The 18,769-nt window shown below is 66.9% G+C and carries 16 protein-coding genes; 14 read left to right on the top strand and 2 right to left on the bottom strand.

All coding sequences use genetic code 11. From position 1 onward, the window contains the following. Positions 1-20 precede the first annotated feature (20 nt). The 11 genes from nrfD (at position 21) to OXG83_06125 (ending at position 10,825) form a co-directional block, all read left to right on the top strand. Positions 21-1,481 (top strand): polysulfide reductase NrfD, encoded by a 1,461-nt coding sequence (nrfD, locus tag OXG83_06175; GenBank protein ID MCY3964602.1) that lies wholly within the window; start codon positions 21-23, stop codon positions 1,479-1,481. A gap of 1 nt (position 1,482) precedes the next feature. After that, positions 1,483-2,091, top strand: a complete 609-nt coding sequence (locus tag OXG83_06170; GenBank protein ID MCY3964601.1) for a DUF3341 domain-containing protein — start codon at positions 1,483-1,485, stop codon at positions 2,089-2,091. Continuing rightward, positions 2,091-3,326, top strand: a complete 1,236-nt coding sequence (locus OXG83_06165; GenBank protein ID MCY3964600.1) for a quinol:cytochrome C oxidoreductase — start codon at positions 2,091-2,093, stop codon at positions 3,324-3,326. The genes OXG83_06170 and OXG83_06165 overlap by 1 nt, the downstream gene beginning before the upstream one ends. Before the next feature lie 120 nt (positions 3,327-3,446). Next, positions 3,447-4,175: a carboxypeptidase regulatory-like domain-containing protein gene (locus tag OXG83_06160; protein MCY3964599.1), complete on the top strand. Its 729-nt coding sequence runs from the start codon at positions 3,447-3,449 to the stop codon at positions 4,173-4,175. A 57-nt stretch (positions 4,176-4,232) separates the two neighbouring features. After that, positions 4,233-5,990 (top strand): cbb3-type cytochrome c oxidase subunit I, encoded by a 1,758-nt coding sequence (locus tag OXG83_06155; protein MCY3964598.1) that lies wholly within the window; start codon positions 4,233-4,235, stop codon positions 5,988-5,990. 21 nt (positions 5,991-6,011) lie between these two features. Beyond that, positions 6,012-6,611 (top strand): cytochrome c oxidase subunit 3, encoded by a 600-nt coding sequence (locus OXG83_06150; GenBank protein ID MCY3964597.1) that lies wholly within the window; start codon positions 6,012-6,014, stop codon positions 6,609-6,611. Positions 6,612-6,663: 52 nt separating this feature from the next. Then, complete coding sequence (locus OXG83_06145; protein MCY3964596.1) at positions 6,664-6,993, top strand: cytochrome C oxidase subunit IV family protein; 330 nt, start codon at positions 6,664-6,666, stop codon at positions 6,991-6,993. Between the two features lie 7 nt (positions 6,994-7,000). After that, on the top strand, positions 7,001-7,528 hold the full coding sequence (locus OXG83_06140; protein MCY3964595.1) for a hypothetical protein: 528 nt from the start codon (positions 7,001-7,003) through the stop codon (positions 7,526-7,528). Beyond that, the gene (locus tag OXG83_06135; GenBank protein ID MCY3964594.1) at positions 7,525-8,331 is read left to right on the top strand and encodes a cytochrome c oxidase subunit II; all 807 of its coding nucleotides are present in this window, start codon (positions 7,525-7,527) and stop codon (positions 8,329-8,331) included. The genes OXG83_06140 and OXG83_06135 overlap by 4 nt, the downstream gene beginning before the upstream one ends. A 110-nt stretch (positions 8,332-8,441) precedes the next feature. Further along, on the top strand, positions 8,442-9,824 hold the full coding sequence (locus OXG83_06130) for a Gfo/Idh/MocA family oxidoreductase (protein MCY3964593.1): 1,383 nt from the start codon (positions 8,442-8,444) through the stop codon (positions 9,822-9,824). A gap of 14 nt (positions 9,825-9,838) precedes the next feature. Further along, a complete protein-coding gene (locus OXG83_06125) occupies positions 9,839-10,825 on the top strand; it encodes a glycosyltransferase family 4 protein (protein ID MCY3964592.1) in 987 nt (328 codons plus the stop codon). On the opposite strand, the gene OXG83_06120 is transcribed toward OXG83_06125, so the two are convergent. Both OXG83_06120 and OXG83_06115 read right to left on the bottom strand, forming a co-directional pair. Next, positions 10,822-11,931, bottom strand: a complete 1,110-nt coding sequence (locus OXG83_06120) for a class I SAM-dependent methyltransferase (GenBank protein MCY3964591.1) — start codon at positions 11,929-11,931, stop codon at positions 10,822-10,824. The genes OXG83_06125 and OXG83_06120 overlap by 4 nt on opposite strands. Before the next feature lie 23 nt (positions 11,932-11,954). Further along, positions 11,955-13,025 (bottom strand): LLM class flavin-dependent oxidoreductase, encoded by a 1,071-nt coding sequence (locus OXG83_06115; protein ID MCY3964590.1) that lies wholly within the window; start codon positions 13,023-13,025, stop codon positions 11,955-11,957. Between the two features lie 137 nt (positions 13,026-13,162). Here OXG83_06115 and OXG83_06110 point away from each other — a divergent pair, with 137 nt between their 5' ends. From OXG83_06110 to OXG83_06100, 3 genes are all read left to right on the top strand, one after another. Further along, positions 13,163-16,711 carry a PSD1 and planctomycete cytochrome C domain-containing protein gene (locus OXG83_06110; GenBank protein ID MCY3964589.1) on the top strand — a complete coding sequence of 1,183 codons (3,549 nt, stop codon included), beginning with the start codon at positions 13,163-13,165 and terminating at the stop codon, positions 16,709-16,711. Then, positions 16,708-18,225, top strand: coding sequence for a DUF1501 domain-containing protein (locus tag OXG83_06105; GenBank protein ID MCY3964588.1), 1,518 nt, complete (start codon positions 16,708-16,710; stop codon positions 18,223-18,225). Before OXG83_06110 ends, OXG83_06105 begins: the two co-directional genes overlap by 4 nt. 61 nt (positions 18,226-18,286) lie before the next feature. After that, a complete protein-coding gene (locus tag OXG83_06100; protein MCY3964587.1) occupies positions 18,287-18,703 on the top strand; it encodes a hypothetical protein in 417 nt (138 codons plus the stop codon). Positions 18,704-18,769 lie beyond the last annotated feature (66 nt).

Here is an 18,769-nt window from a genome sequence, read left to right as displayed (position 1 = left end):
GCCCTACTTCTACGCCCTCGATGGCACAGAGTCAGGACAACACTCACGAGCCCGTCGCCGGACGTGCGCCGCTGATCGTTGGCGGCTACGACTTCCGTTCGCTGACGGAAGCGGTCGCAGAGCCGGTCGAGCGGAAGACGCCGATCGGCTGGTGGCTCTTCTTCCTGCCGTCGCTGGCGATGCTGGGCCTGTTCGGGGTTTCGATCGGCTGGCTGTTCTGGGAGGGCACCGGCATCTGGGGCCTGAACAACCCGGTCAACTGGGGCTTCGCGATCGTCAACTTCGTCTTCTGGGTCGGCATCGGCCACGCTGGCACGCTGATCTCGGCGATCCTGTTCCTGTTCCGTCAGAAGTGGCGGACGTCGATCAACCGCGCCGCGGAGGCGATGACGATCTTCGCCGTCATGTGCGCCCTGGTCTTCCCCGGCATCCACGTCGGCCGAGTATGGGTCGCGTACTGGATGTTCCCGCTGCCGAACCAGATGGACATGTGGCCGAACTTCCGCAGTCCGCTGATCTGGGACGTGTTCGCCGTGTCGATCTACGGCACGGTGTCCCTGATGTTCTGGTACGTGGGCCTGATCCCCGACCTGGCGACGATCCGCGACCGCGCGAAGACGCGGATCAAACAGATCGCCTACGGCATCTTCGCGCTCGGCTGGCGCGGTTCGCACCGCAACTGGCTCCACTACGAGCGGGCCTACCTGATGCTCGCCGGACTGGCGACGCCGCTGGTGCTTTCGGTCCACTCGGTCGTGTCGATGGACTTCGCCACCGCCCAGTTGCCGGGCTGGCACACGACGATCTTCCCGCCGTACTTCGTCGCCGGCGCGATCTTCTCCGGCTTCGCGATGGTCATGACCCTGATGCTGATCTGCCGGGTCGTGTTCAAGATGGAGGACATCATCACGATGCGCCACCTCGAGAACATGGCCAAGATCATGCTGCTCACAGGCTGCATGGTCGGCTACGCGTACGGCATCGAGATGTTCATCGCCTGGTACAGCGGCAACCCCTACGAGCAGTTCGCCTTCGCCAACCGGGCCCTGGGTCCGTACGCCTGGGCCTACTGGATCATGGTGAGCTGCAACGTGATCACGCCGCAGCTGTTCTGGATCAAGAAGATGCGCAACCACATCGGCTGGCTGTTCATCTCCTCGATCCTGATCAACATCGGCATGTGGTTCGAGCGGTTCGTGATCGTCACTTCGTCGCTGCACCGCGACTTCCTGCCCGCGAACTGGGACTACTACCAGGCCACGTTCTGGGACTTCGCCTCGCTGATCGGCAGCTTCGGCCTGTTCTTCACGATGTTCTGTCTGTTCGCCCGCTTCCTGCCCCTGGTGGCGACGGCGGAGGTCAAGACCGTCCTGCCGGAAGCCGACCCCCACCAGGGCGAGGAGCTCGTGCGCGTGGTGCGGGGCGGTGCCGATGGGGAGGCCGTGCCGCAGGCCGCGCCGGCCGGTGGGGGAGGGGCCTGACATGGGCCTGATGCGACTGGACGTACCCGAAGCGTCCGGCGGCTACAGCCACTACGGCGTGCTGGCCCGCTTCAGGACCGCGAAGGAGCTCTACCGCGCCTGCGAGGCGGTCCGGGACGCTGGGTACTCGAAGTGGGACGCGCTCACGCCGTTCCCGGTCCACGGCCTGGAGAAGGCGATGGGGCTCAAGCCGTCCAAGCTGCCGTTCGTCGTGCTGGCGACGGGTCTTGGCGGCGCCGGGCTCGGCTTCGGCCTGCAGAGCTGGGTTCACATCATGGCCTATCCGCTGGTCATCAGCGGCAAGCCGCTCTTCACCTGGCCGGCGTTCGTGCCGGTGACCTTCGAGCTCGGCGTGCTCGGCGCGGCGCTGGGCGCGGTGCTCGGCATGTTCGCGTTCAACAAGCTGCCGACCTACCACCATCCGCTGTTCCGCTCGCCGAACTTCGCCCGGGTGACCGACGACGGCCTCTTCATCGCGATCGAGGCCTGGGATCCGAAGTACGACGACGAGGACACGGCCGAGTTCCTGAGCGGGCTCGGAGCGGCCGAGGTCGAGCACGTGCCGATCGAGGATCCCGCGGATGACGGCGACGGGGGAGAGCGCGCCTGATGGCACACGGACCCCGCATCGTCGATCTCGACCGCCTCGTGATCCGGCCGGGCAGCGGCTGGGCGCGGTTGCCGCTCGTCGCCGGAGGGGTCGGAGCGCTTTTCACGATCGTGTCGATCGTGCTGGCGGCGGGCTCCAAGGAGAGCGCGAAGCAGTTCTTTCACTCCTGGCTCGTGGCGGTCGTCTTCTTCCTCTGCATCGGCCTCGGCTCCCTCTTCTTCGTGCTGATCCACCACGCGACGAAGGCCGGCTGGGGCGTCGTCGTTCGGCGTCTGGCCGAGAACCTGGCCTGCGCCGTGCCGTTGATGGCGGTGCTGTTCGTTCCCGTCGTGGCCTTCGGCATGTACGACCTCTTTCACTGGACCCATGCCGACGCGGTCGCGCATGACCGGCTGCTCCAGGTCAAGGAACCGTGGCTCAACGAAACCGGCTTCTGGCTTCGCACGGCGATCTACTTCGCCGTCTGGAGCGGCCTGGCGCTCTACTACCGGAGCGCGTCTCGGCGCCAGGACGAGAGCGGTGACGAGGCGCTGTCCCGGCGGATGGCGCGCTTCAGTCCGGTCGGCGTGTTCCTGTTCGCGGTCACCCTCAGCTTCGCCGGCTTCGACTGGCTGATGTCACTCGAACCGCACTGGTACTCGACGATGTTCGGCGTCTACTTCTTCGCCGGCACGGTCATCGCGGCCTTCGCGGCCCTGACCGTTCTGACGCTGTCGCTGGACTTCACGGGCCATTTCCGGGGCGTGATCACCGGCGAGCACCTGCACGACCTCGGCAAGCTGCTGTTCGCCTTCACCGTGTTCTGGGCCTACATCGCCTTCAGCCAGTTTTTCCTCATCTGGTACGCGAACATCCCGGAGGAGACGAACTGGTTCCTGAGCCGCCTGCACGGCACGGACCTCAACCCGGCGAACTGGCGGTCGGCGACCTTGCTGCTGGCGATCGGGCACTTTGCCGTCCCGTTCTTCTTCCTGATGCCGCGGACGATCAAGCGAAACCGCGTCCTGCTGCTGATCGGCGCCCTGTGGATGCTGGCCATGCATCTCTGGGACGTGTTCTGGCTGGTCATGCCGAACCTGCACCGGGAAATGACCTTCAGCCTGCTCGACCTGACTTCGCTTCTCGGCGTCGGGGGCTTGTTCATCGCGGTGGTGAGCTGGCTCATGGGCCGCGGTGCCCTGCTCCCGACCCGCGACCCCCGCCTGGTCGAGTCGTTGGCCTTCGAGAACATCTGAGGAACGGCAGACCCGCGCCGCCGCGCCTGCGATCCGTTCTTGTTCCGCGCCCCCGTCCTTGTTACGCTGCCGGTCCCGCCTCGTCAACCCAAACACCACTCCCTGTCAAGGAGCATCGACATGATTCCGAAGCAGACGATCCGCGTCTGTGCCGTTCTTCTCGCTCTCGCCCTGGCCACTTCCTCGGTGGCTCTCGGCGGCACGATTGTCGGCAAGATCACCTACGACGGCCGCGTGCCGAACTTCCCGGCACTGAAGATGGGAGCCGATCCCAAGTGCGAGGCGAAGCACAGCGGCGCCGTCAAGCCGGAGACGCTCGTCCTCGGTGCCGACAATGCCCTCGCCAACGTCTTCGTCATGGTGACGAAGGGACTCGAGGGCAAGAGTTTCGACGCGCCCTCCGAGCCGGTCGTCATGGACCAGAAGGGCTGCATCTACACGCCCCACGTGATGGGCGTGCAGGTCGGACAGCAGTTCAAGGTGAAGAACTCCGACGGCCTGCTGCACAACGTCCACTCGCTGTCCAAGGACAACCCGCCGTTCAACCGAGCGATGCCGGCCAACGTGACCGAGGCCGACTACGAGTTCGGCAAGACGGAACGTTTTCGGATCAAGTGCGACGTCCATCCCTGGATGGGTTCGTGGGTCACGGTGGTCGATCACCCGTTCTACGCCGTGACCGGCATGGACGGCTCGTTCAGGATCGAGAATCTGCCGGCCGGCACGTACACGATCGAGGCCCGGCACGAAGTCCCGAACTTCGGGAACGACGGGGCGCTGACCCAGACCGTCACCGTCGGCGCCAGCGACACGCAGACCCTGAACTTCGTGTTCGAGGGCCCCAAGTAGTCCGGCACGTCGTCTTGACCGGATCGAGATAAGAGGACCAGGAAAGGAGCGGCGTCCATGGCGGAGCCCGTTCACGCTTCACCCGCACACGAAGAGCATCACCACGAGCAGAGCTTCTGGCGGAAGTTCATCTTCTCGACCGACCACAAGGTGATCGGCGTCCAGTACTCCGTCACCGGTCTGGCGTTCCTGCTCTTCGGGTTCGTCCTGATGATGCTGATGCGCTGGCAGCTCGCCTACCCGGGCGAGCCGATTCCGTTCGTCGGCTCGCTCTTCGGCGAGAACCGGGCGCCCGGCGGCATCATGCTGCCGGACTTCTACAATGAACTCGGCGCCATGCACGGCACGATCATGGTGTTCCTCGGCGTCGTGCCGCTGGCGGTCGGCGGATTCGGCAACTTCGTCATGCCGCTGCAGCTAGGGGCGCCGGACATGGCGTTCCCGCGGATCAACATGATCAGCTATTGGTGCCTGTTCATGGGCGGCGTGACGATGTTCGGCAGCTTCTTCCTGCCGAACGGGGCCGCGGGCAACGGCTGGACCTCCTACTCGCCGCTCGCCGACACCGCGCTCAACGGCCAGACGGCCTGGCTGATCGGGATGATCTTCCTGATCACCTCGTCGCTGCTGGGTGCGATCAACTTCATCACCACCGCCATCCAGTTGCGCGCCCCCGGTATGACCTGGATGCGCCTGCCGTTCTTCTGCTGGGCGCAGATCGTCACCGCGTTCCTGCTGCTGCTCGCCTTCCCGCCGCTCGAGGCCGCGGGCGTGCTGCAGTTGATGGACCGGGTGGCGTCCACGAGCTTCTTCATCCCCGATGGCCTGGTGATCGGCGGTGAGGTCGCGGAGTTCAGCGGCGGCGGCAGCCCGCTGCTCTGGCAGCACCTGTTCTGGTTCCTTGCTCACCCCGAGGTCTACGTCCTGATCCTGCCGGCGATGGGCATCGTCGCCGAGGTCATCGCGAACAACTCGCGCAAGCCGCTCTGGGGCTACCGCTCGATGGTGTATTCGCTGATCTTCCTCGGCTTCATGAGCTTCATCGTCTGGGCGCACCACATGTTCATCACCGGCATGGGTTCGGTGATGTCCACCTTCTTCCAGACGACGACGATGATCATCTCGATCCCGTCGGTGATCATCCTGAGCGCCCTGTTCATCTCGTTATGGGGCGGTTCCATCCGCTTCAACACGGCGATGCTCTTCGCGCTCGGCTTCCTGCCGATGTTCGGCATCGGAGGACTGACGGGCTTGCCGCTCGGGCTGTCAGCGGCGGACATTCCGCTCCACGACACCTACTACGTGATCGGCCACTTCCACTACGTGGTCGCGCCGGGAACGTTGTTCGCGCTGTTCGCCGGCGTCTACTACTGGTTCCCGAAGGTCACCGGCCGCATGATGAACGAGACCCTCGGCAAGCTGCACTTCTGGCCCTCGCTCGTCTTCATGAACGGCGTCTTCTTCCCGATGATGGTCCAGGGCCTGAACGGCGTCTCCCGGCGTCTGGCCGACGGCGGCATCACCTACGACTTCGCCGGTGAGGTCGCGGGCCTGAACCGGATGATGTCCGTTTCGGCCTGGTGCCTGGCGGTGGCCCAGATTCCGTTCATCATCAACTTCTTCATGAGCATCCGGAACGGCAAGAAGGCCGGCCGCAACCCCTGGAACTCGACCACGGTCGAGTGGTTGGCGCCGTCGCCGGCTCCGCACGGCAACTTCGATCAGCCGATCGAGGTTGTGCGCGGGCCGTACGAGTACAGCGTCCCGGGTAGCGACCAGGACTACGTCCCACAGGCCGAACCGGCCTCCACCTGACCGTTCGAGGGCGCACAAGAGATGGAAATTCCGTACACGGTAGAAGCCCACCCCGAAACGGGCCTCAACAACGGCAAGATCGGGATCTGGCTGTTCCTGACCTCGGAGGTCATGCTGTTCGGTGCGCTGTTCGCCACCTTCATCATGCTGCGCCTCGGGTCGGACGGGCAGTGGGCTCACATGCAGGAAGAGGCGGAGCTGAACATTCCGCTGGCCACGATCAACACGATCGTGCTGATCGCTTCCAGTCTGACGATGGTGATGGCCTGGGCTTCCCTGATGCGCGGGCAGTTGGGCCGGTTCAAGCTGTTCGGGTGGGCCACCGTCGGCTGTGGCGGCATCTTCCTCGTCATCAAGTACTTCGAGTACACGGCGAAGTTCGCGCACGACCACTTTCCGTCGTCGAACACCTACCTCGCGATCTACTTCACGATGACGGGGCTGCACGCCCTCCACGTGATCGGCGGCATGGCGTGGAACGCCTACTTCACCGGGCCGGGGTCGAAGCTGTTCCACACCAACCGCCAGTGGTTGACCGACCGGGTCGAGCACTCGGGGCTGTTCTGGCACTTCGTCGACCTCGTCTGGATCTTCCTCTTCCCCGTCTTCTACCTCCTGTAGGCGACGGCCTGATTGCCTCATCCGATAGCTACCCTGGAGCGACTTGCAGCCCATGAGTGACCACGCCGATCTCGACAAGACCGTCCGTACGTACATCCTGGTGTTCGTCGCCCTGATGGTAGGCACCCTGGCCACGGTCGGCGCGTACTACCTTGACGTTTCCGTACCGGTGGCCCTGACGATCGGTCTGTTCATCGCCACCGTGAAGGCGTCCCTGGTCGCCTGCTTCTTCATGCACCTGATCGACGAGAAGAGGGTCATCTACTGGGCTCTGGCGCTGACGGGAGCGTTCCTCGTTGCCCTGGTGGCCCTGCCACTTCTGACCTCGGTGATCGACCAGCTCGGACACTTCACCTCCGGCGGAGGCGCCGAGCCGCACTGATCGAACCATGAACCTGAAGGTCATTCACATCGTCTTCGTGGGCAGCGCCGTCCTGCTGGCGCTGTTCTTCGGCGGCTGGTGCCTCGCCCAAGGCGGCGGCTACGCGGTAGGCGCCTTCCTGTCCTTCGCGGTCGCGGCCGCTCTGGTCTGGTACGGCGTCTGGTTCTGGCGCAAGATCACGACGCCCGAAGAGGAGTGGGCGCGGCGCCGCAAGCTGTTCCGCACGATCCCGGTCGTCGCCGCGGCCTGGCTGTTCGCTTCCGAACCCGCTGCCTGGGCCTGCAGGGCCTGCTACGGCGGCCTGGGCGACGAGGGCGTCGGCGGGGGCATCTTCGGCGGCGGCGGGGGTGGCGGAATGCTCGATGCCGCGCGCGCGGGCGCCTGGTTCCTGCTCGGTTCGGTGTTCGCGATGCAGATCGCCTTCGTTCTCTTCTTCCTCTATCTCCGGCGCCGCGCGCGCCGGTTCCGCGAGTACTCTCAGAAAGACCCCGTGCCGCCCTGGTGGAGCACAGTTGAGGAGCCTCTCAAATCATGATGGATGCCATGTTCCCGGTGGCTGCTTCGGAGCACGCCGGCGATATCGACAACATGATCGACGTTGTGCACTACCTGATGCTCGCGCTCTTCGTCGTCTGGGGCGTGTTCTTCATCTACACGCTGATGCGTTTTCGCGCCGGCCGGAATCCGAAGGCGGACTACGTCGGCGTCAAGAGCAAGGCGAGCACGTGGGGAGAGGTCGCCGTGGCGATCGCGGAGGGCATCCTCCTGCTCGGCTTCTCGATCCCGATGTGGGCGGAACGGGTCGATGAAGTGCCCGACGAGTCCGAAGCGACCGTCGTCCGCGTCGTGGCCCAGCAGTTCGCGTGGAACGTCTGGTATCCGGGCGCGGACGGCGAGTTCGGTGCGGCGGACGTGAACCTGGTCGACGAGGCGACGAACCCGATCGGCCTGGACCGCAGCGACGAGCACGGCGCCGACGACATCTGGACGGTCAACCAGTTACACCTGCCGGTCGACCAAGCTGCGATCATCCACCTGTCGTCCAAGGACGTGATCCACAGCTTCAACCTGCCGAACATGCGGATCAAGCAGGACGCCATTCCCGGGCTGTCGATTCCGGTGTGGTTCGTACCCACGAAGACGACCGCCCAGATCCGGGAAGAGACGGGCAATCCCGACTACGTCTACGAGATCGCCTGCGCCCAGCTCTGCGGCAACAGCCATTACTCGATGCGCGGCTTCCTGACCGTCCACACCGAGGAAGAGTTCCAGGCGTGGCTCGATGAAGAGGCGTCCTACCTCGGCGACACCGGCGAAGACGACTTCTTTAACTTCTAGGAGCTTGCGCCGTGGAACGCAGCGAAGCGAGTTCCACGGCGCAAGGTGCTAGGGAGGTGGGGGCTGGGGCCAAACACGGAGCCTGCGACGGGTTTGGCGGCGCTAGGCGGATGCCCGATTGGGGGCGCCGGGATCTGCTGAAGGCGGCCTGGGTGGGGCCGGCGGCGACCGCTGCCGCTCTTCGCGCCCGCGCCGCGGCGGGGCAGGATCCGGCTGGGGGACAGAGCCCCGCGCAGCAAAACGAAGCGGCGGCCGAGGGGTACCGCGCGGGTTTCGCCTCGCCTCCACTCGAGCGGGTTCGGATCGGCTTCGTTGGCGTCGGCCTGCAGGGTGGCAGCCACGTGCGCAACTTCCTGCGCATCGAGGGAGTTGACGTCGTGGCGGTCTGCGACATCGACGAGCCCCGTGCCGAGGAGGTGGCCTCGTGGGTCGTCGACGCGGACAATGAGCCGCCGGAGCTCTACACGCGGGACGAGACGGACTTCAAGCGGCTCTGCGAGCGGGACGACGTCGACCTGGTGTTCAACGCGACGCCGTGGCGGTGGCACGTGCCAGTGTGCGTCGAGGCGATGGAGACCGGCAAGCACACGGCGGTCGAGGTGCCGGCCGCGATCACGATCGAAGGCTGCTGGCGGCTCGTCGAGACTGCCGAACGAACCGCCCGCCACTGCGTGATGATGGAGAACTGCAACTACGGCCGCAGCGAGATGATGGTCCTGAACATGGTGCGGCAGGGTCTGTTCGGCGAACTTCTGCACGGCGAAGCTGCCTACATTCACGACCTGCGGTCGCTCAAGTTCTCCGACGCGAACGAGGGGCTGTGGCGGCTTCAGCACTCGGTCGAACGCAACGCGAACCTCTACCCGACGCACGGCCTTGGGCCCGTAGCCCAGTGCATGGACATCAACCGGGGTGACTGCTTCGAGTACCTGGTCTCGCTGTCGAGCCCCGCCAAGGGGCTGGCGCTCTACGCGGCGGAGCGCTTCGGCGCCGACGATCCGCGCGCCAGGGTCCGCTATGCCCTCGGCGACATGAACTCGAGCCTGATCCGGACGCGGCGCGGCCGCAGCATCCTGCTTCAACACGATACGACGACCCCGAGGCCCTACAGTCGGTTGAACCTGGTGCAGGGCACGCGCGGTGTGTTCGCCGGATTCCCTGACCGCATCTTCATCGAAGGCGAGGCCGAGGGACACGACTGGAGCGATGTCGGACCCTACCGGGAGCGGTTCGAGCATCCCCTCTGGACGGAGCGGGCCGGCGACGCCGAGGGTGCCGGTCACGGGGGCATGGACTATCTCGAGGACTACCGGTTGATCCGCTGCCTCCTTGAGGGCACACCGATGGACATGGACGTCTACGATGCGGCGGCTCTGTCGGCGCCGGTCGAACTGAGCGAGCTTTCGGTCGCGCGGGGCAGCGAGCCGGTCGAGTTCCCGGACTTCACCCGTGGCGCGTACAGGACACGGGCACCCCTGGGAATCGTGGCCTGAGAGTCGCCTACCTGTTGCCCGGCGCCGCCCTCTATGGAGGCGTCAAGGTCGTGTTGCAGCACGTCCGGGCGCTTCGGGGCCTCGGAGTCGACGCAACCGTCCACTCGCCGGATCCGTGCCCGAACTGGTTCGATGGCGCGGACACCTTCTACCGGCAGGTTCGGACCCTCGATGGTCGATCGTTGCCGCGGGTCGAGGTAGCGGTGGGGACGTTGGCGCCGACGGTCGCTCCGGCGATCGAGATCGCCGAGCGCCTGGCGTGTCACCTCTCCCAGGGGTACGAGCCGGGTCACGAGACCTTGACGGTGGCCGAACGCGAGGTGATGCGAGCCGCGTACGAGTTGCCGGCTCGGAAGCTGGTCGTGTCGCCGCACCTCGCCCGTACCATCCACGATCGTCACGGCGTAGTGGCCCGGTGGATTCCGCAGCCCTTCGAGCCGGACCTGTTCCGGCCGCCGGCGAGGGAGCGAATCGAGGACGGACGGCTACGGGTGCTGGTCAGCGGGCACTGGAATCTCGAGGTCAAGGGGGTGGCCTGGTGCCTGCGGGCGCTGCGTCCGCTCTTCGAACGGAGCGGCGGCCGTCTCGAGCTGGTGCGGCTGTCTCTCGACGCGGACGCGGAAGAAGTCGCCTTCTGGCCTGAAGCGGAGCGGCACCGTCACGTTGCGCCCGCCGAGGTTCCGGCATTGATCCAGGACGTCGATCTGTGCGTCGGGCCGTCGTCACCTCTCGAGGGCTTCGGCCTGCTCGCTCTGGAGGCGATGGGCTGTACCCGTCCCTGCGTTCTGACGGACATTCCCTCCCACCGCGACCTCGATGCGGAAGACCGGGCCTCGATCAAGGTGCCGTTCGGTAACGGGGTGGCGCTTCGCGACGCGGTGGAGCGCCTGTGGCGTGACCGGGAACTGCGCCGGCGGCTCGGCCGGGCCGGACGCGCGATTGCCGAGACCTACACGGAACGCCGCACCGGTGAAGCGCTGGTGAGGGCGTTCCGCCCCTAGGTGAAGATCGAGACGTAGAAGCCGGCTGTGGTCAGGCTCTCGCGGTCCGGCGCAAACGACTCCGGCAGCGCGTCCATCCGGGCCGGCAGGGGAGTGGTCTGGGCGTCGATCCGGTAGCGGTCGAAGCCGGCCGCATGCAACCAGTCCTCGAGCGTGCGGCGGGTGAAGAAGCGGACGTGGGTCGCGCAGAGAAGTCCCATGGGGATGTAGTCCCAGCGCCCGGCGATCAGGTCCTCGACGACCGAGTAGTGCCCGACATTCGGCACGGAGAAGACCATTCGTCCGCCGGGACGGAGCCAGCCGGCGGCGCGTTCGAGGAACGCCTGACCGTCGGTCAGGTGCTCGAACAGCTCGAAGGCGACGATCGCGTCGAAGGTCTCTCCGGGTTCCACGGTCTGGACGTCACCCCGAATCACCCGGTCGAGCCGGCTCTCGGCTGCCAGTGCCGCTTCGGGATTCAGTTCGATTCCGACGGTGCGGCAACCCAGACGCTCCCTGATCAGGGCCGCGGTCGCGCCGCGGCCGCAACCGACCTCCAGGACGGAGGATTCGGGCCCGAGGTCTGGTGGCAGGAGCGGCAGGACATCGGCACGTTCGCCGCCGTAGTAGTCGATGAACTCGTAGCAGAGGCCGGCTCGCGGACCGGGTATCCGCTCGCCCGAGACACACCTGGCGGTGGCCGCTGGGGACAGCAGGGCTGCCGGGAAGGTACCTTCCCCGGACGGAGCCGTGGCCGCGTCGGGTCCGTCACCTGCCAGCCAGGCCGCCTCCGCCTGTTCGAAGTCCGCGAGTGTGAACAGGTCGGCGCCCGCCTCCGGCCCGGTCGTCGTCAGGTCGGTGGCGTAGACGGCGCCGTCGCCGCCGTCACGGCTGTGCGCCGCGAGTTCTTCTCGCATTCTGCGCAGAGACTTGCGGCCAACCAGGACGCGACAGGACCTCAGGACGAGGATTGCTTCTGCATCATCGGGCGGCTTGGCCGGCAGCTCGGAGACGACGTCGACTTCGCCGAACACGGCGCGAGCCTCAGAGGCGAGCCAGCGGCGGAGGTACCACCACTCGGCGGACGCGTCGGCCTCGGCGTCCCAGGGAAGGACCAGCAGCAACATCGGGCGATCGTAGCGACCGTTCGCTACAGGTGGGCCATGACCTCGTCGTGGAACTGCTGGATGACCCGCTCCTGGGTGGCAAGGGAGGGCAGCAGCATGAGCTGGTCCAGTCCGGCGTCGGCGAGCGTGCGGACCTGGACCCGCACTTCCTCCGCGGTTCCCGTAAGACAGGACGCACGGATGAGATCGGGCGTGACGAACCGCTCCTCCTCCGGCAGGGAGTACGTGCAGTGGCCGGCGTGGACGCGCAGGTGTCGTCCGCGTGCAGGAGTTTCCTCGACGAGTGTGCAGTACTCGTCCCACACCGGCCGCACATGGGGCGGCGGCTCGCGGTCGAACTGGTGCTGCTGGTCGTAGAGGTAGTGCAGGCCGGAGAGCACGAAGGGACCGCACTCCTCGATCACCCGCGGCGAGGCCAGATCCTCACCGGGCTCCAGAATCACGGCGGTGGTCAGCGAGCACGTGTAGAAGCTGTCCTGGTCGAAGTCGTGGCCGGCCGCCTCGGCGCCGCGGCGGCAGTTCTCGATCGCCCGGTCGAACAGTGAGGCGTTCGGCGGAATCGACATGACGAGGCCATCGCCGACTTCGCCCGCCAGACCCTGGCTCTTGGGACCGAAGCCGGAGACGTACATCGGGATGCGCGGCTCGGTGGCGATGAAGCCCTGTTCCTCCATCAGGAAGCGCAGCGGCTCCGTGCGGTCGCGGAACGTGAAGTCGACCTCCTGGCCGTCGAGCAGCGCCCGCACTACGCGCAGGTACTCGCCGAACTCCTTGACGCCGACCGGACGGTGTCCCATCAGTCGGAGCGCCGTGTTGCCGGCGCCGATGCCGAGGAAGGTGCGTCCCGGAGCGATCCTGTTGATCGTCGCGATGCTGTGCGCCGTGACCGGCGCGATCCGCGTTCCGGTGATCGCGACGCCGGTCCCCAACTTGATGCGGCTCGTCCGCTCCGCGGCCAGCGCCAGCACCGCATAGCAGTCCGACCAGATCATCTGGCTGTCGGCGATCCACGCATGGCTGTACCCGAGCGCTTCCGCCCTCTCGATGTAGCCGATGTCGTCGATCTTGCTGGCGACGCAGACGCCGAAGTCCATGGGGCCGGCAGTGTACCGCCGGAAGCGTCGCTGCACCCGCCCGGTCTGGGCCGGAGGAGAGGGTCCCAGCGGACCGGCGGCGCGGTAACATCCTCGGAATCCAGAAAGAGGATTGGGTTCCGGAGCGGTTGAGACGTATGGACACAAGAGTCAGCAGGGTCGCGGGTGCGATGCTGATGGGCTTGGGTTTGCTTGCAGGCGGTGGGGGACTCGCCAAAGCCGCGACGCTTCCGGACTTCGAGTCGGAAGTCCTGCCGGTGTTGAAGAGCCGCTGTTTCGCCTGTCACGGGCCTCTGAGGCAGCGGGGAAATCTGCGGCTGGACTCGCGGCCGGCGATGTTGATCGGGGGTGGCCGGGGAGCGGCGATCGTGCCTGGGGATGCCGAGTCGAGCCTGCTCGTGGCTGCGATTCGGCGCGAGGACGAACTGGAGATGCCGCCGCCGCGGGCGCTCGAGGAGGCGGAGCGGGCGCTGCTCGAGGCGTGGATCGATGCCGGTGCGGAGTGGCCTCTGGCGTATGAGGAAGAGGTTGGGGGAGTTGGCGTCGCGGCGCGTGAAGTTCCGCCCGTGGAGCACGACATCGCGGGTCCGGGCGAGCCCCTCTCCTTCAATCGAGACGTCCGGCCGATCCTCTCGGACCACTGCTACGAGTGTCACGGCCCGGACGCGGCCGTGCGTCAGGTGGGCCTGCGGCTCGACCAGGGCAAGTCGGCGCTGGGTGTTCTTTCCTCGGGGCGTCGTGCCTTGGTGCCCGGCAGCCTGGACGAGAGTCAGTTGTTCCAGAGGATCGCGGCAGTCGATCCTCTCGATCGCATGCCGCCGCCTCACGCGGACTCGACGTTGTCCGACCGTGAGATCGAGACCCTGGGCCGGTTCATTCTGCAAGGAGCGGAGTTCGAGGATCACTGGGCGTACCTGCCGCCGCGGCGTCCCGATCCGCCGCCGGTGGCGGACCCTGATTGGGTCCGCGGCGATCTCGATCGCTTCGTTCTGGCCCGGCTGGAGAGCGAGGGGCTTACGCCCGCGCCTGAGGCGGCCCGCCGCACACTGGCGCGGCGTCTGTCACTCGATCTGACCGGGCTGCCGCCGACGCCGGGCGAGGTGGAGGCCTTCCTGGCCGACACCTCGCCGGACGCCTACGAGCGTCTGGTGGACCGGCTGCTCGCCTCCGAGCGCTACGGGGAGCACATGGCGCGTTTCTGGCTGGACGCCGCCCGCTACGCCGACACGAACGGCTACCACCGGGACCTCGAGCGGTCGATGTGGCGCTGGCGCGACTGGGTGATCGACGCGTTCAACCGCAACCAGCCCTTCGACGAATTCACGGTCGATCAGCTCGCCGGCGATCTGCTGGCGGATCCGAGTCCGGAGCAGTTGCTTGCTACCGGCTTCCACCGCAACCACATGATCAACAACGAGGGCGGCGCGATTCCGGAGGAGTACCGCGTCCAGTACGTCTTCGACCGCACGGACACGACGGCCACGGTCTGGATGGGGCTGACCGCCGGCTGCGCCAAGTGCCACGACCACAAGTTCGATCCGATCAGCCAGCGTGAGTACTACCAGCTCGCCGCCTTCTTCAACACGGTCGACGAGGCCGGTCTCGATGGCAACCAGGGCAATGCGGAGCCGAAGATCCAGGCGCCCGACCCGGGCCAGCGTGCGTTGCTTCGGGAGATTCGGGAGGAACTTGCGCCGCTCGATGCGCTCCTCGACGATGCGAACGGAGAAGCCGTCACGGCGCAGGCCGCGTGGCAGCAGGAGTGGGACCGCCGGCTGGGCGAGAGGTGGCGGCCGCTGGTGCCGGTTTCGCTCGAGTCCACCGCTGGAGCCCGTATGACCGTTCTCGATGACGGCTCGATCGAAGTGTCCGGTGAGAATCCCGTGACCGACGTCTATGTGATCGAGGCCGAGACCGACCTTGACCACGTCGGCGCGTTGCGGCTGGAGGCGCTTCGGGATCGGTCCGATCCGTCGCTCGGGATTGGCCGGGCCGAGGACGGGAGTTTCGTGCTGACCGAGGTCGAGGTCGAGGTGACGCCGCTCGATGGGGGACCGTCCGGCGCCCTGGACCTGGCTGCTGGCTACGCCGACTACGCGACGCCGTCCATGGGCCTCGAACTGGCGGTGGACGGCGATCCTGAGACCGGCTGGGGCGCCGGCTACATGACCCGGGCCACCGCCCGGACGGCCGTGTTCCGGGCGGCTCGGGCTCGGACGCCCGAGGCGGCCGAGGCGGCGCCGGGCCCGGCCTTTGGCGTCCGGCTGCGGATCGTGCTGCGGCAGGAGTCGACCTATCAGTACAAGACGATGCGCCGTTTCCGGCTGTCGGTATCCGACGCGCCCGAGGTGGCGTTTCAGGTGCTGGAGCCGAAGCAGCTGCCGCCACCGTACGGCGGTCTCGTGACGGCGTACCGGGATGTCGAGTACCTGGTCGGGCTGCCCGAGGATCAACGGACCGGGGAGCAGGCGACGACGATCCGCCATCGCTTCCGGCGGGGCTACTGGTCTCCGTGGCTGGTGCATGAGACCCGCTACGCCGCGCTCTCGGAGCGTCTCCGTGTGATCGAGGCCGCCGTGCCGACGACGATGGTCATGCGCGAGATGGACGACCCGCGGCCAACCTTCGTGTTGCGTCGCGGCGAGTACGACCAGCAGTTGGACGAAGTCGACGCGGCCGTTCCGGCGGTGCTGCCGCCGATCCCGGAAGACCTCCCGAAGAACCGGCTCGGCCTGGCGCGCTGGCTGGTCAGCGGAGATCATCCGCTCACTGCGCGTGTGACGGCGAATCGCATCTGGCGGAAGTTCTTCGCTCGCGGCCTGGTGGCGACGGCCGGCGACTTCGGCGCCCAGGGCGCGTGGCCGTCCCACCCGGAGCTGCTCGACTGGCTGGCGACCGAACTGGTCCGGCAGGACTGGGATCTGAAGGCGCTCCAGAAGATGATCGTGCTGTCCTCGACTTATCGCCAGAGTTCCAGGGCGAGCCCGGAACTCATCGCACTCGACCCGGAGAACCGGCTGCTGGCGCGCGCGTCCCGCTTCCGCCTCGACGCGGAGGTGATCCGGGACGGGGCGCTGGCCGCTTCCGGCCTTCTGGTCGAGAGGCTCGGCGGCCCGAGCGTCAAGCCCTATCAGCCGCCCGGTCTGTGGCGGGAGATCGGCTACGAGAGCAGCGCCAGCGTCTTCGAGCAGGACCACGGCGAGGCGCTCTACCGGCGCAGCCTGTACACCTTCTGGAAGCGGACCGTGCCACCGCCGAACATGCTCGTGTTCGACGCGCCGAACCGGGAGACGTGCGTAGTGGAGAGGTCCCGCTCCAACACGCCGCTGCAGGCCCTGGTGCTGATGAACGATCCCCAGTTCGTCGAGGCGGCGCGCGTTCTGGCGGAAGACCTGCTTGCGGAGAACGCCGCCGCGGCGCCGGCCGACGCCGGCGATGCGAGTCTGATCGACGGGCTCTTCCGCCGGGTGCTGGCGCGTCCGCCGACGGCCGTGGAGCAAGAGGCGATGTTCGATCTCGTCGCCGATCTGCGGCCGCGCTACGAACGGGATCCGGCGGCGGCCGAAGCGTTGCTGAACGTCGGCGAGTGGCCCGTTGACGAGAGTTTGCCTGGCGCCGAACTCGCGGCCTGGAGCGTGGCCGCGAGCGCGGTGCTCAACCTGGACGAGGCGGTGACCAGACGATGAACGGAAAGAAGACCGACTCCTACTGCAGTGACTGCGGCCCGAAAAGGGGCACGGATCCCCAGGCCGACTATGCGCTCGGCGTCAGCCGGCGACAGTTCTTCGGCCTGGCGAGCACGGGGATCGGCGTCGCGGCGCTCTCCTCGCTGCTCGACCCGGGGCCCTCGTGGGCCGCCCGAGGCGAGGCGGCGAAGGCGTTGGGCGCTCTCGGTGGGACCCACTTCCCGTCCAGGGCGAAGCGGGTGATCTACCTGTTCCAGTCCGGTGCGCCGTCCCAGATCGATCTCTTCGACTACAAGCCGCGTTTGACCGAGTGGCACGGCGAGGAACTGCCCGCTTCCGTGCGCGGCGACCAGCGCGTAACCGGCATGACGGCCAACCAGGACTCGTTCCCGATCACGGCGTCGATGTTCGGGTTCGCCCAGCACGGCGAGAGCGGCGCCTGGGTCAGCGAGCTGATGCCCCATACCGCGGGGATCGTCGACAAGCTCTGCTTCCTCAAGGCGGTGCACACCGAGGCGATCAACCACGATCCGGGCATCACCTATCTGCAGACAGGACACCAGCAGCCGGGCCGTCCAAGCCTCGGAGCCTGGCTGAGCTACGGCATCGGCTCGGAGAACAGCGACCTGCCGGCCTTCATCGTGCTGATCTCCCAGGGCAGCGCCAAGCGCGAGTCGCAGGCGCTTTTCCAGCGTCTCTGGGGCGCCGGCTTCCTGCCCTCGGAGCACCAGGGAGTCAACCTGCGGGCGGCGGAGGATCCGGTTCTCTACCTGTCCGATCCGCCGGGGATCGACCGCGGCGTCCGGCGCCGGATGCTGGACGTCGTGGCGAGGTTGAACGAACAGCACCACGAGGAGTTCGGCGATCCGGAGATCACCGCCCGGATCGCGCAGTACGAGATGGCCTACCGGATGCAGGCCTCGGTGCCCGAGCTCGTCGATACGTCGGACGAACCGCGGAGCACGTTCGACCTCTACGGCGAGGATGCGCGCACCCCGGGCACCTACGCCGCGAACTGCCTGCTGGCGCGGCGGCTCGCGGAGCGCGACGTACGCTTCATTCAGCTCTACCACCGCGGCTGGGACCAGCACGGCGATCTGCCGAGCGACATTCGCCTGCAGTGCGGCGACGTGGACCGGGCGTCGGCGGCGCTGGTCACCGACCTGGAACAGCGGGGCCTGCTGGAGGACACCTTGGTCGTCTGGGGCGGTGAGTTCGGACGCACCGTGTATTGCCAGGGCGCGCTCTCGGAGGACAACTACGGCCGGGACCACCACGGCCGCTGCTACACGGTGTGGATGGCCGGGGCGGGTATCGAGCCTGGCACGACGTACGGCGAAACGGACGACCACTGCTACAACATCGTCTCGGGCGGCGTGCACATCCACGACCTGAATGCGACGATCCTGCACCAGCTCGGGATCGACCACGAACGCCTCGTGTACCGCTACAGTGGTCGGGACTTCCGTCTCACCGACGTCCACGGACGGGTGGTGGAGGAGGTGCTCCGCTAGAAGTCGAGGTTGTCTGACAGTACGTCGTGCCGGCGGCGCCTAATCACTACGGAGGGAAGCCATGAATTGGGGTAAAGCGGTCGTTGCCGGTCTGGTTGCCGGAATCGCCCAGAACATCGTCAACTTCGTGATGCACGGCCTGATCCTGGACAGCGCGGGGACGTACGAAGGTCATGCTGCGTTCGCGCAGGAGGATGATCCCACGGTCTTCGTCTGGTTCACGGCGATCGCCCTGGTCATCGGCGTCGTCGCCGCCCTGTTCTTCGCGTCGAGCCGCCAGTCCTGGCAGGCCGGGGCCAGGGGCGGTCTCCACTTCGGCATCCTGCTTGGCGCGGTCGTCGGTTTCCAGCAGTTCTACCTGACGCTGGTGATCGACGGGTTCCCGTACCACGTCGCGTGGATCTGGCTCGCCGTCGAGATCATCTCCTTCGGCGTCGGCGGCATGGTGCTGGGCGCCATGGTGAAGCGCGCCGACTGAGCCCGCATCCGGCTGACCGGTTGCGGATCCGAGCCGCCGCGGACGGCTCGTGCCAGGCGCTACAAT

It is taken from the genome of Acidobacteriota bacterium, from assembly GCA_026707545.1.
In the GTDB taxonomy this organism is placed as follows: domain Bacteria; phylum Acidobacteriota; class Thermoanaerobaculia; order Multivoradales; family Multivoraceae; genus Multivorans.
The sequence above is the reverse complement of the archived record's forward strand: the minus strand, read 5'-3'. Positions and strand labels throughout refer to the sequence as shown.